Here is a 15,947-nt window from a genome sequence, read left to right on the forward strand (position 1 = left end):
TGCGTTCGGTCCCATACTCCGCCCTGAGGAGGCGGTAGAGCGGGCAGCCACTCAAATCCGATTGTTGGAAGATGCCGCAATTCAAGGGATCGCCTCACCCAACCTCAGGTTTGTGCATGCACTGGGGCATCCATCAAGGGCGCGTACCGTAGGGACATGGCTGAAATTCATGGACTCGACGCCCTGCTTGCGGCTCTGAACTCCGGGGAGACGATCCCCGGAGGCTCCCCGCACCACGCCGCAATGCACGCCGCGAGCCAGGAGTCGCTGCGCATCACCGCCGAGCTCAATGGGAAATATCACTCACCTGATGAGGTCAGAGCCCTACTGAGTGAGCTGACCGGGCAACAGGTCCCCGACACTCTCCAGCTCTTCCCGCCGTTCAGCGCCGACTTTGGGAAGAACATCCGCTTCGGCGAGAACGTGTTCATCAACAGCGGTTGCCGCTTCCAAGACCAGGGCGGTATCGAAATCGGCGACGGGTCTCTCATCGGCCACAACGCCGTCATCACCACTCTGAACCACGACATGGCACCGAGCCGACGGGCTGACATGCACCCGGCGCGCGTAGTCATCGGCCGCGGCGTGTGGTTCGGGGCCAACGTGACGGTACTGCCTGGCGTGGCAATCGGCGATGGCGCCGTGGTAGGCGCGGGCGCGGTTGTCACCAAGGATGTGGCGCCTGGGGCGATCGTCGTGGGAGTGCCCGCAAAACAGGTGGGCACGGTGCAGGACGGTTAGATCCTGCGCCAGACGAACCGCCTCTCGACCCAGCTTGCCTAGGGGAAGTCGATGATCGCCAAGTTGAGGGGCAACTCGTTCGTGCGCGCCTCGGGGCGGGAGAGCTTTCCCTGCAGGAACGTGCCGCTCAGGTAGTCGTCCGCGTCGGCGATTTGCTGCGGAGCGACCTGTCCATCGAAGTCGAAACGCTCAAACGCGTAGGGAAGAGAGTCCGCTTCGAGGAGGCTCGGCCCGTCCATCAGCTGGAAGTGGAGGTGCGAGGCGTTCGCGTTTCCGGTGTTGCCGAGATGGCCGATGACCTGCCCCCTCTTCACCTTGTCGCCCGGTTTCACTTTCAGGGACCCGGAGATCATGTGCGCGTACATCGCGTACACGCCATCGCCCAGGTCGAGCACCACGTGGTTTCCGTCGACGTTCTCGACGGTCAGTTTCGCGGCGAGTTCGGGGTTGCTCGCGGGCAGCACGCCCGGAGCATTCGCTTCCATCCCGTCCAGGATCGAGACCACCGTGGCATCGGCGACGGCGAGGATGTCGTCGCCGTAGTCGACGTAGCTCTCGTTGCTGGTCTTGTCACCCGAGTAGAACTCGCCCTGGTCGTTCGTGCGCTTCCAATCAATTGCGAAGCGCTGGCTGTTGTTGAGCTTGCCATTGACCGACATCACTGAACTGCGATGCGGGAAGCCAGGCTCGCAGCAACCGTTGAGCGCGATCCAGTGCTCACCACTCAGTGGCGGCGAGATCACCGGCACGGTCTCCGTGGAGATAGCGATGGGGGTCGCCAGGTAGTCCACCGCTTTCGGTTCGCCAAAGGCGGGCGAATTCGCGCCGGTGACGTACAGGCGGTGCAGCAGTGCACTCGGTACGTCGTCGCGCGAGTCGAGTGCGAAATCGATGAACAAGACTCGGCTCTCCTGCGCCGGAATCGTCGCGCTGTCGATATAGCCCGCGGGCAGGCCTCGCAGCCGGTTGCAGTCGCCGAACGTGCAATTCGCGTCCACCAATTGCGTCCCCGAGAAGCTGGCAATGACCGCTTTCGGATCTTTGCCGTCGACTACATCGATGGCGTCCAGGCTCGCCGGCTGCTGTGTGGCATTGGTGAGTTGCAGGTCATAGACGACGTGGTACTTGCCGTCCGTGCCCAGGAACGGGAGCGGAGGGTTTCCGATCGGGGAGACGGTGATCGCGGTGAACGCGTCGGGCACCTCTGCGCCGGCGACCGAGCCCGCCGGCGGCGGCGCGGTGGTCGCGGCCTTCGGCGCCGAGGAACACCCCGCAAGAAGTGCGACGGTGGCCACGAGCGCTGCGAGAACACTTGCGCGGCGGGACTGCAGGTTCTTCGACATTTCCGGAGGCTATCAGCCACCTTTTTGCACCGTCCAGCGATACAGCTGAACTCAGGACCTAGGTCCCCACCGGATGTGCGTCCAGGGCCGCGGCCGCGGAGGCGGGACGCAAGTGTGCGTTCAGCCGGAGCGTCACGACGTTCCCAAACAAAAGAACAACTTCAGGAGCTTCTCTACCCTGGCTACCGTAATCTGAAGCCTAGCTCAAGCTGGGGCTGCCGAGTTTTGGGACGCCATCGACGGTCAGATTGCTCACTACAGCAATCGCAAGTGCTGCGCTGCCTGATCATCACTCAGTTGGTTAGAGTGTTGTCGAGGTGTGAACCGAGATACCCAACCGTCACGTACCCAACTGCCGAGTAAGTGTCGTCAAAGTACATTCGAGGCGCTACCCCAGTGAGGTTCGAAAGTTTCACGTGCGCAACCATCTGCCGCCTACCAGAAGGATCAACTTGCTCATCGACCGGAAAGAACCTCTGAGCGCCGAGTTTGCCAGTCTTCGTGGTCTCTCCTTCTGACCACGCGACCTTACCTATTCGGACAAGGCCTCCATGAGCACTCGAACGTATGTAGTTGCTGAGTGATCCGCCAAAACCATCGGTCTTGCGCATTCTTGAATACGCGTCAAACGTGAGCAAGGTGTCCCAGACCTTAGTAACGGCCGCTTCACCGAGTATCGAATGCTCGTCCAGACCGCACACGTCTTCTCGATCGCCAGAAAACCGAACGCCTTCAAGCTGCCCAGCGTTCTGCAGGTCACCGATTCGATCAATAAGCTCAACAAAACTAGTTGGGTAGTCGTCTTCTGATTCATCTCCAGATTCTGCCCAGGCAGCGGCCCCCGCACCTACGGCCACAAGTTCGCTTTGCAGATACTCCACGCGCTTCGAGAGCTTCTCAATCTCTCGACTGCTGCGCGAGAACCTGATGTAGGAGTCCTCGGCCTCCATTCGTTCGAGCTCTGCTTCCTCCTGCGCCCTATCGCGCTCGGCGCTGAAGAAGGCAATGTCACGCAGTGCCTCGTGGGCCATTTCCTCAGCATCCGAAAGCCGCGTTCGCAGATCGGTGACCTCTGCCTCGATTTCAACGAGTCTCGCCTCGGCGGTGAGGTCTCGCGGCTCAACCTCCGTATTCTCCTGGTGCAACACGTCGAACGGCTGCATCCGGCGCTTGCGGAGAAACTCATAGTCGGCGTCGCGAAGCGCCTCCGGTAGCTTGATCTCTCTGAGGCGTTTGACCTGCGCATTCCGAAGAATCCGACGAATCCTACGGTCATCTGAGCTTTGAAACGTGGCAGGGAGCATCAAGCGGTGGTTGATCGAATCATGCGCATCGGAGAGATCAGCACCGGGAATGAAGGTACGCATACCCCCAGCAGGCACCGAGTGGCCAAACTGCGCACGGCGGTTGAACTCCTCCCGAGCCTCGGTCGAGAGAACGAAGCCAACCGCGAGACCCTGCATCGCATAGCTACGGTCATCGGATTTCGTGATCCACTCCTCGACGGCGAGGCCTTCCGGCGGGGCCGTCACGAAGACAGCTCCGAGCCTGGTGTCGTCCTCAAGAATGCAGATGAGCTGCTCAACATAGGATGCCTCAGGAACGGCTTGAAAACCGGTCATCGGCTCCGCGAGACCATCCCGCATCTCGACTTCCTCGAGCAGCGTCGCAACGAATCCCGGCGTACCTGAGTACTGAACATCTTCCCGGAACTCACCGCCCGCATCGCGGACAGTGAGCGTAGGCGGCTCAATATCCACCCAGAACCAGAGTCGCCCTTCAGCTACGACAAGCGTTATATGCATCACCGCTGTTTTCGTCGTCGAAACGACGTTGGACCGCATCGGCGGATCCCACTCTTCGACAAGCTCCCAGCGCAGGCCTGTGGAAGTCTCTGCCGAGAAGCTACTCGCAGTAAGCGTCGCCCCTCGACGATTCTCAACTGTTCCCTCGGTTGGCATCGATGGGAATTTCTTCCCCAATACCCATCTTCGAAGCACACCGACAATTCGGTCCAGGTTGTCTGTGGTTCCCTCGGCAGTGAGGACAGTTCTGTATCCAAGCAATGCTGTTACTCCTCAGCTTCGATGCCTTAGACGACGACGTCCAAGTTATGCCAGGTTACCGATCGCTACCGACATTTGTTCCATTCGAGAGCTACTACTCATAGACACATTGTCAAAGACCACTCCTTGCAACACGCACCCTGCAGTATCTGATCCAAGCGAGCCCTATGGCAGACAACAGCACACACCGAGCTTCGCCAACCCAAGGGTCACCGAGGCCACCGAGATTGCGGAGCCGATTCGAACTGCGAGAACTCGCCCAAATCTCTTCAAAGCTGCGAGACAGAGCCTGCGGCGTAGCATGACGATGCAGGCGGCAAGCGCCCCTTCTCAACACATAACAATTACGTGGCCGTGAACAAATGAGTCGTGGCGGTCGAAGTACTCACCGATTTCACAAAGTACCTCGATCTTCCAGCGAGCAGGTCTTAGCAGCAACGCGAACACGCACCGAAGCTCCGGAACCAAACTAGTAAGTTCGGGGCACGCAGTTGCTCATGAGAAAGCTCCTGAGCGCGGGACTGAAACGGCAAAGCTACAAGATGAATCAAGCTCGCCGAACTCGCACCCACCTCGTTTCCGCCCTTTGCGGCTTCCAAGGCGCTGCAATTGCCAAGACGCCCCGGAATGAAAAGATACGCTCAGATCAGCGGCTACGCGCTTCTCAAGATCTGAACTGAATCTAATTGTGCCGACCGATGAAAATCAGTCAGCACCGGACCCGACCAAAAACATGCCTCAAAAAAACATGTTGAGCCGCAATTAGCAATCAACATGCGCGAGATTATGTATACCTACACGTTGAAGCGGAACTCCACGACGTCGCCGTCCTGCATGACGTATTCCTTGCCCTCCATGCGGGCCTTGCCCTGAGCGCGAGCCTCGGCGATCGAGCCGGTCTCGACCAGGTCATCGAAGGAGATGACCTCGGCCTTAATGAAGCCCTTTTCGAAGTCGGTGTGGATAACGCCGGCGGCCTGCGGCGCCTTTGCGCCGACGGGGATCGTCCAAGCACGCGACTCCTTCGGACCAGCCGTGAGGTAAGTCTGGAGGCCGAGGGTCTGGAAGCCGATGCGGGCGAGCTGGTCGAGCCCGCTCTCCTCCTGGCCGATCGAGGCGAGCATCTCTGCAGCGTCCTCTTCGTCGAGCTCAATGAGCTCGCTCTCGAGCTTTGCGTCCAGGAAGATCGCCTTCGCGGGGGCGACGAGCTTCGCGAGCTCCTCGAGCTTCGCCGCGTCGCCCAAGATGCCCTCGTCGACGTTGAACACGTAGAGGAACGGCTTCGCGGTCAGCAGGCCCAGCTCGCGGATCGGCTCCATGTCGACCTTCGAGAGCGACAGCGGCGTGCCAGCGTTGAGCACATCGCGGGCCTCGATGGCGGCCGCGAGGACGGCGGGATCCTGCTTCTTCCCCTTGATTTCCTTCTCGAGGCGCGGGATAGCCTTCTCGACCGTCTGCAGATCGGCGAGGATCAGCTCGGTGTTAATGGTCTCCATGTCGCTGGCGGGGTTCACGCCACCGTCGACGTGGATCACGTCGGGATCGCTGAAGCCGCGGACGACCTGAACGATGGCGTCGGCTTCGCGAATAGTCGCGAGGAACTTGTTGCCCAGACCCTCGCCCTCGCTCGCGCCACGCACGATGCCGGCGATGTCGACGAACGACACGGGAGCCGGCAAGATCCGCTCGGATCCGAAGATCTCGGCCAGCTTGTTCAGCCGCTTGTCGGGAAGGTTCACGACCCCGACGTTCGGTTCGATCGTCGCGAACGGGTAGTTCGCGGCGAGCACCTGGTTGCGCGTCAGCGCGTTGAACAGGGTCGACTTGCCGACATTCGGGAGACCGACGATTCCAAGAGTAAGAGCCACGAGAAGCCAGTCTAGGCGAGCGCGGGCGGCCACACACCCAGGATGAGGCTCATCACGAGAATCGTGACGAGTTCGTGGGCGCAATTCAGCACCGTCAGGCCGACTGGTCGGCCCTCAAATGCGTCATGCGTAATGAAGCGGGCGGCCGTGAGACCGGCCCACAGGATCAAACCAGTCAGGAGCGCGTTCACCAGGAAGCTGCCCCCATAGAAGTTGAACGAGAGGTAGATCGCACCGGCCAGCACCCAGGCGGAAATGAAGCTCACCACCAGGGTGACCAGGATCGGGCCGACCGCGCTCTTGCCCTCCCCCGGGGTGACCTTCGCGACGCGCATCCAGTAGGTGCCAAACACCTTCGGGGTGTACCAGATCGACCCAACGAGCATCGTGGAAAGCGTCGCGGCGATGACGGCGAAGAAGTTGATTGCGGGAATCATGGTGGCTCCTTGTGTTCGCTGAACGGGATCGCTGTGAAGGCACACATTACTCCCGGCCGACGACATCGCGATACGGCGTGAGCTCACCGGCCGGTGTCAGCGGTCTGTGCCAGGATCAATGAGTGCCAGTTGACTTCACCGCGATCGATTTTGAGACCGCGAACAGCCATAGCGCCTCCGCCTGCGCGGTAGGCCTGGTTCGCGTGCGCGACGGCGTCGTGGTCGAGCGGGCCGACTGGCTGATCCGCCCGCCCGCAGCGCACGGCGAGTTCCTGTATTGGAACGTCAAGATCCACGGCATCACCCCCGATCAGGTCGCCCACGCGCAGTCCTGGGAACAGCAGTTGCCTGCCCTTCGCGACTTTGTGGGCTCGGACATCGTGGTCGCGCACAACGCCGGGTTCGACATGGGCGTGATCCGGGGCGCGTGCGCCGCGACCGTGCAGCCGACGCCGCGCATGCGGTACTTCTGCAGCGTACAGGTCGCGCGGAAGACGTACGAGCTCGAGTCATACAAGCTCCCGCTTGCCGCGGCGGCCGCGGGCTTTCGAGACTTCCCGCACCACGATGCCCTCGCGGATGCCGAGGCGTGCGCCGCGATCATCGTCGATTCGGCAAGGCGCTTCGATGCTGACGGGATCGCCGCGCTGGCGAAGGCCACCGGCGTCAAGATCAACCAGTTGAAGGCGCAACCACTCAAGCTGTAGGCCGGCCGTGATGGGGCCGGTGGGGCCGGTGGGCCCGGCGATGTCGGAGGTTTCCAGTAGCGTCGTTTTCAGGAGCTCTACTGGAAATGGGTGCATGCATGGACGCGATGATCATCGTCTTACTCGTGGCGAATTTGCTGCTGTTGATTGCCGTGTTGGTCGCGGTGATCCTGCGCACCGGGCGGTCGGGCGCGGGGGCGACGGGGCAGGATCCCTCAGCGCAGCTGCGAGGTGACCTGCGGCTGGTGGGCGACACCGTCCGGCAGGATCTCGCGCTGCAGCGCACCGAACTCGGTCAGGCGCTCGCGCGCGAGCATCATGGGCAGACGACGGCCCAGGCGCAACTGCGCGACCTGCTCGACCGTTCGCTCACCGGCGTCAACGAGAAGCTGCACCAGTCCTCCCAGACATCGCTGCTCGCGCAGAACGAGCTGAAGACGACCGTCGAGACTCGTTTTGAAGAGTTGCGCCTCGGGAACGAGACCAAGCTCGAACAGTTGCGCCTCACCGTCGACGAGAAGCTCGAGAGCATGCGCGTGGGAAACGAGGCGAAGCTCGAGAAGATGCGCGAAACCGTCGACGAGAAGTTGCAGGGGACGCTTGAGAAGCGCTTGGGTGAGTCGTTCAAGCTCGTCAGCGACCGGCTCGAACAAGTCCAGAAGGGTCTCGGCGAGATGCAGACGCTCGCGTCCGACGTCGGCGGGCTGAAGCGCGTGCTCACGAACGTAAAGAGCCGCGGCAGCTGGGGCGAGGTGCAGCTCGCCCGCCAACTCGAGGACGTGCTCACACCCGATCAGTACGAGCAGAACGTGTTCATCACGCCGGGCTCGCGCGACAGCGTCGAGTTCGCGGTGAAGCTGCCCGGGCGAAGCGAGGGCGAGCGGCCCGTGTACCTGCCGATTGACTCGAAGTTCCCGCAGGAGGACTACGAGCGGCTGCTCGAGGCGCAGGAATCCGGTGACAAGGACGCGGCCGAAGCGGCGAGCAGGGTGGTCGAGCGCGTCATCCTCACCCAGGCGAAAGTCATCGCCGAGAAATACATCGACCCGCCGCACAGCACCGACTTCGCGATCATGTACCTGCCGACCGAAGGCCTCTTCGCCGAAGTAATTCGCCGGCCGGGCCTCACGAGCAAACTGCAGAACGAGATCCGTGTGATCGTCACGGGGCCGACGACGCTCATGTCGCTGCTGAACAGTCTGCAGATGGGGTTCCGTACCCTCGCGATCGAGCAGCGCAGCTCGGAGGTCTGGCAGGTACTGAGCGCCGCGAAGCAGGAGTTCCAGAAGTACGGCCAGGTCTGGGACAAGCTGGAAAAGCAGCTGCAGACCGTGCAGAACACGGTGCAGCAGGGCAAGACGCGCACTCGCGCGGTCGAGCGCCGGCTGCGCTCGGTCGAGACCCTTGAGCTCGGCGGCGAACAGCTCGAGCTCGAAGATATCTTTGACGAGCTCGAAGCGGAGTAGTTCGGGCGGAAAGTCATACCCGCCAAAACGCAAACAGGGCCGCGCCAGGGTTTCCCCCGGCGCGGCCCTGTTTGCGGTGAGCGGTTACGCCCAGCGGTCCGCCAGCGAGTCGCTGATGACGTGGCGGATGGTGCCCGAGTGCGAGCGCATGACGATGCTCTCGGTGCGGACGAACGGGCCGCGGCGGCGCACGCCGTCGACGAAGTCCGCCGAGGTGATGCCCGAGGCCACGAAGTAGGTGTTGTCGCTCGCGACGAGGTCGTTCGCCTCGAGCACACGGCTGAGGTCGTGACCGGCGTCGATCGCCTTCTGGCGCTCGTCGTCGTCGCGCGGCATGAGGCGGCCCTGGATGACGCCGCCGAGCGCCTTCACTGCGCACGCAGTGATGATGCCCTCGGGGGTGCCCCCGATGCCAACGCAGAGGTCAATGCTCGAGTCGAAGCGGGCAGCGTTGACGCCACCAGCGACGTCGCCGTCGAGCAGCAGGCGCGTGCCGGCGCCGGCCTCGCGGATCTCGGCGATCAGCAGCTCGTGGCGGGGGCGATCGAGCACGGCGACGCGGATCTCGGACGTGTCGACGCCCTTGGCCTTCGCGAGCGCGCGGATGTTCTCGCCGATGGGCTTGCGAATGTCGACGATGCCGATGCCGTCGGGCCCGCAGACCAGCTTGTCCATGTAGAAGACGGCCGAGGGGTCGTACATGCTGCCGCGATCGGCGACCGCGATGACCGAAATCGCGCCGGGGCGGCCAGCAGCAGTCAGCGACGTGCCGTCAATCGGATCAACCGCGACGTCGCACTCGGCGCCCTCGCCGTTGCCGACCTTCTCGCCGTTGTACAGCCAGGGGGCGTCGTCCTTCTCGCCCTCGCCAATGACGACGGTGCCGTTCATGCTGACGGTCGAGAGGAAACGACGCATCGCGTCGACGGCCGCGCCGTCGGCAGCGTTCTTGTCGCCGTGACCCACGAACGGAGTCGCACGAATCGCTGCGGCCTCGGTCGCGCGGACGAGCTCCATCGCGAGGTTCCGATCAGGCTGCCAGGTACGAAGCGAGTGGCCGTCGTTCATATGGGGGTGTCTCCTTTGCTCCGCGCCGCATTTCGCGCGGAATGTAACCGGTGCGCAGGCTGGTCCCGCGAGTCCGGATCTGGGCCAATTCCTCGCCCAGCGTTTCCCACCCCAGCCTATCGCGAACTCAGTAGACTGGTGGGCCGACCCGTCTCTGAACACGAAGGAGCTGCGATGCCCGTCGCCACCCCGGAACAGTACGCCGCAATGCTCGACACTGCGAAGGCCGGCGCATTCGCTTTCCCGGCGATCAATGTCTCGAGCTCACAGACGCTGCACGCAGCACTGCAGGGCCTGACTGAGGCGGGCTCGGACGGCATCGTGCAGGTGTCCACCGGCGGCGCAGACTACTTCGCCGGGCACACCGTCAAGAACCGCGCGGGCGGCGCGATCGCGTTCGCCCTCTTCGCGGAAGAGGTCGCCAAGGCGTACCCCGTGACCGTCGCACTGCACACGGATCACTGCCCCAAGGAGAACCTCGACAACTTCCTCCTGCCGTTGGTCGCAGCGAGCGAGGAGCGCGTGCGAAACGGCGGCCTGCCGTACTTCCAGTCGCACATGTGGGACGGCTCGGCCGTGCCGCTCGACGAGAACCTCCGCATCGCGAAGGAGCTCCTTCCCCGCCTGCACGCCATCAACACGATCCTCGAGGTCGAGATCGGGGTCGTCGGCGGCGAAGAGGACGGCGTCGAGCAGGAGATCAACGACCAGCTCTATACGACCCTCGAGGACGCGATCGCGACCGTCGAGGCGCTCGGCCTCGGCGAACAGGGCCGCTACCTCACCGCGCTGACCTTCGGCAACGTGCACGGCGTCTATAAGCCGGGCAACGTGCAGCTGCGCCCCGCACTGCTCAAGGAGATTCAGGACGGCCTCGCGGCCCGCTACGGCACGGGACCGAAGCCCCTCGATCTGGTCTTCCACGGCGGCTCCGGCTCAAGCCCCGCCGAGATCGCCGAGGCGGTCGCGAACGGCGTTATCAAGATGAACATCGACACCGACACCCAGTACGCGTTCACGCGTTCGGTCGTCGACTCGATCCTGACGGGCTACGAGGGCCTACTCAAGATCGACGGCGAGGTCGGCAACAAGAAGCAGTACGACCCGCGCGCGTGGGGCAAGAAGGCCGAGTCCGCGATGGGAGCCCGCGTCGGCGAGGCCGCCGCCCAGCTCGGCTCTGCCGGTAAGTCGGTGAGCGCGTAACATGACGTCCCCGCAGGATCCTGCCGACCCGCAGCCCACCAACGCGACGCCGGCTGCTGAAGCCGAAGTCAACACCCCCACACCCACGGAACGCCCGCGCCCCGCGTTCGGCGAGTACGCCCCCGAGGGGTGGACCTGGGAGCCGCCGAGCGAGGCAAAGACGGTGACTCCTGGGCAGGATCCTGCGAACGCCGGCGCTGCGGCCGCGCCCGCAGAGGTTCCCGCGCCGCAGTACGGGGCGATCGTCCCCGGCGCCGCCCCGCAAGCGAACGGGGCCGCGAAGCCCGCGACGTCGCCGTCGCTCACCGGAGTGCCGCATAACCTGGGCGTCGGGCAACAGCGGTCGGGCTCGCCGCAGCACTTCGAGGCGCCCGCCGCAGGCGTCCCCGCAATGCAGGCACCCGTCCCGGCACCGGGAGGCCCTGCGGCCGCCCCGGCGAAGAGCCGCGTCGGCGATCGCGTCGTCACGATCCTCTTGCTCGCGGCAGGCGCGTTTGGCGCGCTCAACCTTGCCAGCTCCTTCATGATGCTGCCGCAGCAGCTCGCGACCATTGCGGAACTGATCGAGCTGCCCGACTGGGTCGCTCCGGCATCGATTACGACCATCGGCACGGTCGGCACCCTGGTGACGCTCGGGCTGTACGCGATCACCCTCATCCTTTCGGTGCAGCGGATGCGCCGGCGCAAGCTCGCGTTCTTTATTCCCCTCATCGGCGGCGTCGTGGCGTTCATCGCGATGTTCATCATCCTCACCGTCGCGATGAGTCAGATCCCAGAGTTTTCCACCGAGATGACGCCCGAGCGCATGCAGCTCCTGCTCGATTCGCTTCAGGGACGCGGCATGTAGCCTCCACGCTTCACACGAGTCGCCAGAACGCCCTTCCCGACCGGGGAGGGCGTTCTGCGTGTCGGCGCAGGGCGATAGCATGCAGCCATGGTCTCAGCGTCGACACCTCCCTCCCCCGCCACCCCGCCTCGCACGACGGGCGGCCCCGCGCCGCTCGCGCGCGGAACGATCGCCCGCTACGCCGCGGGCTCGCTCGGCACGGGCGGCTTTGCGACGCTCCCCGGCCTCGTCCTCGTCTACTACTTGACCGACACGCTCGGGGTGACCGCGGCCCTCGCCGGCCTCATCGTGACGCTCGCCAAGGTGTGGGACGTCCTCATCGACCCCGTCATCGGCGGCCTGAGCGACCGCGCCCTCGCGCGCACCGGTACCCGGCGCCGCTCCATGCTCATCGGGGCGGTGACCCTGCCCGTCGCGTTCGCGCTCACCTTCGCGGTCGTCCCCGGTTTGACCCCCGGGCTGTCGGCCCTCTGGGTGTTCGTCGCGTTCCTGGCCGCAGCGACCGCCTTCAGTCTGTTCCAGGTGCCCTACATCGCGCTCCCGGCTGAGATCGCCCACGGCTACGACGACCGCACCCGACTGCTGACCTGGCGCGTGGTCGTGCTCACGCTCGCGATCCTGCTCTTCGGCGCGGGCGGCCCCGAGCTGCGCGGGCTCTTCCCCGACAATCCGAACCTGGGCTACCTCGTCATGGCGGTGATCGCCGGGCTCGTGCTTGCCGTTGGCTTGCTCATCGGCAGCAGCACCGCACCGCGCGGACTGCACGCGGCGACGCTCCCCACACGCACCACGCTCGCCGCGTTCTACCGCGACGGCGTCACCACGCTGCGTGCAAGCCAGCCCTTCCGTGCGCTGCTCTTGACCTTCATGCTGCAGGGTCTCGCCACCGGCATCATGTTGGCCGGCGCGCAGTACGTCGCCACCTGGGTGCTGCGCGACGAGGGAGGCGTCACGCCGCTGTTCCTCGCCTTGATCGCGCCGGCCCTGCTCGTCGCCCCGCTCTGGGCGAAGCTGTCGGGCGCGATCGGTAAGGAGCGCGCGTTCGTGATCGCCAGCGCAATGTTCGCCGTCGCGGCCCTCGCCCTGACGGCGATGCTGTGGCTGCCAGGCTGGTGGATCCTGGCCCCGGTCGCCCTTGCCGGCGCCGCGTACGCCGGCATGCAGTCGCTGCCGATGGCGATGCTGCCCGACGTGATTCGGCACGACGCGAGTCGACGCGGCGACGGTCGAGCTGGCGCGTTCGGCGGCGTGTGGACGGCGGGCGAGACTACCGGCATGGCGTTTGGTGCGACCGTACTCACCATCGTGCTCACGCTGACGGGGTACCTCGAGAGCACCGCCGGCGTCTCGATCGAACAGCCCGCCTCGGCCGTCGCGGGCATCGGCATCGCGTTCAGCATCGTGCCCGCCATTCTGATGGGCATCAGCATCCTCGTCTTCGGCCGTTACCGCTTGCGCAAGGCCGACCTTGAGCCGGAGGCGGCAGCATGAGTCACGATCACACCCCTCACGAAGCCCTCGGCAGCGGGCCAAGTGCCCCGGAGGTACTTCGGCGGCTCGCCAGGCTTCGCGAACACGATGCCCCGACGCACGGCGGCACCCTGCTCTCGTATGTGTACGACTCCGGGCTCGCTGAGCTCGACGAGCTGGCGGGCGATGCTGCCGGCCTCGTCCGCACCGTCAACGGCCTCGACCCGACCGCGTTCCCGTCAGTGCCCGCGATGGAACGCGACCTCATCGCCTTCGCCAAGCGCATGCTGCACGGCGGCCGCGGGGTGGTCGGGTCCATCACCTCGGGCGGCACCGAGAGCTGCCTGCTCGCGGTGAAGACCGCGCGCGACCTGTGGCGGGCCGAGGACCCGGAGGCCCGCGCGAACCTGCGGCCTCGCCTCGTCGCCCCGCTCACCGCGCACGCCGCGTTCCAGAAGGCCGCGCACTACTTCGAGCTCGACCTCGACCTGGTCCCGGTCGCGCGCGACGGGTCGGTGTCGGCCGCCGACATCATCCACCGGCTCGACGAGGACGTCGCGCTCGTCGTGGTCTCGGCGCCGTCCTACCCGACGGCGGCCCTCGACCCGATCGCGGAGGTCGCGCGCGAAGCCGGTGCGCGCGGCATCTCCTGCCACGTCGACGCCTGCATCGGGGGCTTCGCCCTGCCGTGGTGGCCGGGCCTCCCGAAGTGGGACCTCCGCAATCCCGGCGTCACGAGTATCTCGGCCGACCTGCACAAGTTTGGCTACGCCCCCAAGGGCGCCTCCGTGCTGTTGCAGCGTGGCCGCGCCCGCCAGCGCAAGCAGTTCTTCGCGACCGCCCGCTGGCCCGGCTACCCGGTGGTCAACGCGACGATGCTCGGCTCGCGCTCGGCGACCGGCCTCGCCGCCGCCTGGGCGATCGTGACCCGGCTCGGCTCGAGCGGCTACGCCGAGCTCACCGGGCGCTGCGTGCGCGCGACGGCGGCGATCCGGCGCGAGGTCGACGCGATCCCGGGCCTCACCGTGCTGGGTGACCCGACGGGGCCGCTGCTCGCGGTCGTGGCGGACGAGTCCGTGCCCGCAGCCCAGCAGGTCGATCCGCACCGCTTCGCCGACCGCATCAGCGCGCTCGGGTTTCGGGTGCAGCTGCAGCCCGGAATCGATCAGCCGAGCGGCACGCGCGTGCCGCACAGCACCCACCTGACCATTACGCCGGTGACCGAATCGGTGCTCCCTGCCTTCCTTCCAGCCATGCGGCAGGCAGCGGACGACGTGCGCGGGGTGCCGCGAGCCAACCCGCGCGTCGCGCTCGCGGGGCTTCGCGCCTTCGGACTCATGCGTGAGGGCGCACGGCTCTCGCCCGGCGCCGCCTGGGCGATGCTGCGCGTCGTCGGCGTCGGCGGGGGCGGCGACGCCCTTCCCCAAGAAATGTCGACGCTCATGGCGCTCATCGAGGCGCTGCCAGCACCCGTGGCAGAGACGCTGTTGATCGAGGTGATCGCCCGGCTGTCCGAGCCAAGCAGCACCTAGAAAGCTCTCTGCATTCGCCAGGGTATGCGCCGTACATTGGGGGGATTCACCGATTGGATGAACTCCATGAGTCGACGCCGGGTCCCCCTCCTCGTGGCCACCGCGCTGGGCACGGGCATACTGCTCGCAGCCTGCACCCAGCCCGCCGAGGCGCCCGCCCCGACGGCGTCCGCCGAACCTGCGCCCGCCCCGGCACCCACAACCACGCCGCCAGCGGAAAGCACGGCGCCGGTCGCGCCGGTCGGAACCCCGCAGGCCGTCACCTCGGGCCTAGACGCGCCCTGGTCGGTGGTGTTCCTCAACGAGACCGCGCTCATCAGCGAGCGCGATAGCGGGCGCATCCTCGAGCTTTTGGCCGACGGCAGCGCCCGCGAACTTGGCATCGTGCCGGGCGTGCAGCACGGCGGGGAGGGCGGCCTGCTCGGCCTCGCGATCGACGAGCAGGGCCGCCTATATGTGTACTCGACCGGGGCCGACGGGAACCGCATTCAACGCTTCGCCGTCACCGGGGCACCCGGGGCGTACGCCCTCGGCGAGGCCACGACCCTCATCAGCCAGCTGCCCTCGGCGCGCACCCACAACGGCGGCCGCCTGGCCTTCGGACCGGACGGCATGCTCTACGCCACGGTCGGCGACGCGAGCCAGTCGAACCTCGCGCAGGACCTCGAGTCGCTCGCGGGCAAGATCCTGCGGATGACACCCGACGGCGCGGCGCCGGCAGACAACCCGTTCCCGGGCAGCCTCGTCTACAGCTTCGGGCACCGCAACCCGCAGGGCCTCGCCTGGACCGCCGACGGCACGATGTTCGCGACCGAGTTTGGGCAGAACACGTGGGACGAGCTGAACGTCATCGCCCCGGGCAGCAACTATGGCTGGCCGACGGTCGAGGGCGCCGCTGGGCAGAGCGGCTTCACCGACCCCGTGCAGCAGTGGGCGCCGAGCGCGGCGAGCCCCAGCGGCATGACGCGCATCGGCGGAACGCTCTTCATCGCGAACCTCCGCGGCGCAGTGCTCCGCTCGGTTCCCGTCGCAGACCCCGGCACGTCGACCGACTATTACGCGGGCGAGTACGGCAGGATCCGGGCCGTGACCGAAGCGCCCGACGGAGCACTCTGGTTCGTCACGAACAACACCGACGGGCAGCGCACTCCCGGCCCCGAGGACGACCTGATCATGAGCGTCGGGCTCGAATAGCTTGC

The 15,947-nt window shown here is 65.6% G+C and carries 13 protein-coding genes; 8 read left to right on the top strand and 5 right to left on the bottom strand.

All coding sequences use genetic code 11. The annotated features are described in order from the left end of the window. Positions 1–156 precede the first annotated feature (156 nt). A complete protein-coding gene (locus tag JW030_RS10530; protein ID WP_188046290.1) occupies positions 157–741 on the top strand; it encodes a DapH/DapD/GlmU-related protein in 585 nt (194 codons plus the stop codon). Positions 742–779: 38 nt separating this feature from the next. Here the strand turns inward: JW030_RS10530 and JW030_RS13625 are convergent, their stop codons facing one another. From JW030_RS13625 to JW030_RS10550, 4 genes are all read right to left on the bottom strand, one after another. Continuing rightward, on the bottom strand, positions 780–2,084 hold the full coding sequence (locus tag JW030_RS13625; RefSeq protein WP_188046289.1) for a M23 family metallopeptidase: 1,305 nt from the start codon (positions 2,082–2,084) through the stop codon (positions 780–782). A 293-nt stretch (positions 2,085–2,377) separates the two neighbouring features. Continuing rightward, entirely contained in the window at positions 2,378–4,045 is a 1,668-nt protein-coding gene (locus JW030_RS10540; protein WP_206348556.1) for a hypothetical protein, read from the bottom strand. An 899-nt stretch (positions 4,046–4,944) separates the two neighbouring features. Further along, positions 4,945–6,018 carry a redox-regulated ATPase YchF gene (gene ychF / locus JW030_RS10545; RefSeq protein WP_188046287.1) on the bottom strand — a complete coding sequence of 358 codons (1,074 nt, stop codon included), beginning with the start codon at positions 6,016–6,018 and terminating at the stop codon, positions 4,945–4,947. A gap of 11 nt (positions 6,019–6,029) precedes the next feature. Further along, positions 6,030–6,455 carry a DUF1761 domain-containing protein gene (locus JW030_RS10550; protein WP_188046286.1) on the bottom strand — a complete coding sequence of 142 codons (426 nt, stop codon included), beginning with the start codon at positions 6,453–6,455 and terminating at the stop codon, positions 6,030–6,032. Between the two features lie 122 nt (positions 6,456–6,577). Between JW030_RS10550 and JW030_RS10555 the strand changes: the two genes are divergently transcribed. After that, positions 6,578–7,162, top strand: coding sequence for a 3'-5' exonuclease (locus JW030_RS10555; RefSeq protein ID WP_188046285.1), 585 nt, complete (start codon positions 6,578–6,580; stop codon positions 7,160–7,162). A 98-nt stretch (positions 7,163–7,260) separates the two neighbouring features. After that, complete coding sequence (locus JW030_RS10560) at positions 7,261–8,628, top strand: DNA recombination protein RmuC (RefSeq protein WP_188046284.1); 1,368 nt, start codon at positions 7,261–7,263, stop codon at positions 8,626–8,628. 84 nt (positions 8,629–8,712) lie between these two features. On the opposite strand, the gene glpX is transcribed toward JW030_RS10560, so the two are convergent. Next, complete coding sequence (glpX, locus tag JW030_RS10565; RefSeq protein ID WP_241095423.1) at positions 8,713–9,696, bottom strand: class II fructose-bisphosphatase; 984 nt, start codon at positions 9,694–9,696, stop codon at positions 8,713–8,715. 174 nt (positions 9,697–9,870) lie between these two features. Here glpX and fbaA point away from each other — a divergent pair, with 174 nt between their 5' ends. The 5 genes from fbaA (at position 9,871) to JW030_RS10590 (ending at position 15,942) form a co-directional block, all read left to right on the top strand. Next, positions 9,871–10,899: a class II fructose-bisphosphate aldolase gene (gene fbaA / locus JW030_RS10570; RefSeq protein ID WP_188046283.1), complete on the top strand. Its 1,029-nt coding sequence runs from the start codon at positions 9,871–9,873 to the stop codon at positions 10,897–10,899. 1 nt (position 10,900) lies between these two features. Then, entirely contained in the window at positions 10,901–11,746 is an 846-nt protein-coding gene (locus JW030_RS10575) for a DUF6264 family protein (RefSeq protein WP_188046282.1), read from the top strand. Positions 11,747–11,833: 87 nt separating this feature from the next. Next, positions 11,834–13,237 (top strand): MFS transporter, encoded by a 1,404-nt coding sequence (locus JW030_RS10580; RefSeq protein ID WP_188046281.1) that lies wholly within the window; start codon positions 11,834–11,836, stop codon positions 13,235–13,237. Continuing rightward, positions 13,234–14,748, top strand: coding sequence for an aspartate aminotransferase family protein (locus JW030_RS10585; protein WP_188046280.1), 1,515 nt, complete (start codon positions 13,234–13,236; stop codon positions 14,746–14,748). The genes JW030_RS10580 and JW030_RS10585 overlap by 4 nt, the downstream gene beginning before the upstream one ends. 66 nt (positions 14,749–14,814) lie before the next feature. Continuing rightward, a complete protein-coding gene (locus JW030_RS10590; protein WP_188046279.1) occupies positions 14,815–15,942 on the top strand; it encodes a sorbosone dehydrogenase family protein in 1,128 nt (375 codons plus the stop codon). The last annotated feature ends 5 nt before the right edge of the window (positions 15,943–15,947 follow it).

The organism is Leucobacter sp. CX169, assembly GCF_017161405.1.
In the GTDB taxonomy this organism is placed as follows: Bacteria; Actinomycetota; Actinomycetes; order Actinomycetales; family Microbacteriaceae; genus Cx-87.

Excerpts from the sequence above, each read along its gene's own strand:
- JW030_RS10585 (WP_188046280.1), top strand. The coding sequence starts at position 13,234 with ATGAGTCACGATCACACCCCTCACGAAGCCCTCGGCAGCGGGCCAAGT.
- JW030_RS10540 (WP_206348556.1), bottom strand. The coding sequence starts at position 4,045 with ATGCCAACCGAGGGAACAGTTGAGAATCGTCGAGGGGCGACGCTTACT.
- JW030_RS10530 (WP_188046290.1), top strand. The coding sequence starts at position 157 with ATGGCTGAAATTCATGGACTCGACGCCCTGCTTGCGGCTCTGAACTCC.
- JW030_RS10550 (WP_188046286.1), bottom strand. The coding sequence starts at position 6,455 with ATGATTCCCGCAATCAACTTCTTCGCCGTCATCGCCGCGACGCTTTCC.
- JW030_RS10575 (WP_188046282.1), top strand. The coding sequence starts at position 10,901 with ATGACGTCCCCGCAGGATCCTGCCGACCCGCAGCCCACCAACGCGACG.
- JW030_RS10590 (WP_188046279.1), top strand. The coding sequence starts at position 14,815 with ATGAGTCGACGCCGGGTCCCCCTCCTCGTGGCCACCGCGCTGGGCACG.
- JW030_RS10580 (WP_188046281.1), top strand. The coding sequence starts at position 11,834 with ATGGTCTCAGCGTCGACACCTCCCTCCCCCGCCACCCCGCCTCGCACG.
- fbaA (WP_188046283.1), top strand. The coding sequence starts at position 9,871 with ATGCCCGTCGCCACCCCGGAACAGTACGCCGCAATGCTCGACACTGCG.
- JW030_RS13625 (WP_188046289.1), bottom strand. The coding sequence starts at position 2,084 with ATGTCGAAGAACCTGCAGTCCCGCCGCGCAAGTGTTCTCGCAGCGCTC.
- JW030_RS10560 (WP_188046284.1), top strand. The coding sequence starts at position 7,261 with ATGGACGCGATGATCATCGTCTTACTCGTGGCGAATTTGCTGCTGTTG.
- glpX (WP_241095423.1), bottom strand. The coding sequence starts at position 9,696 with ATGAACGACGGCCACTCGCTTCGTACCTGGCAGCCTGATCGGAACCTC.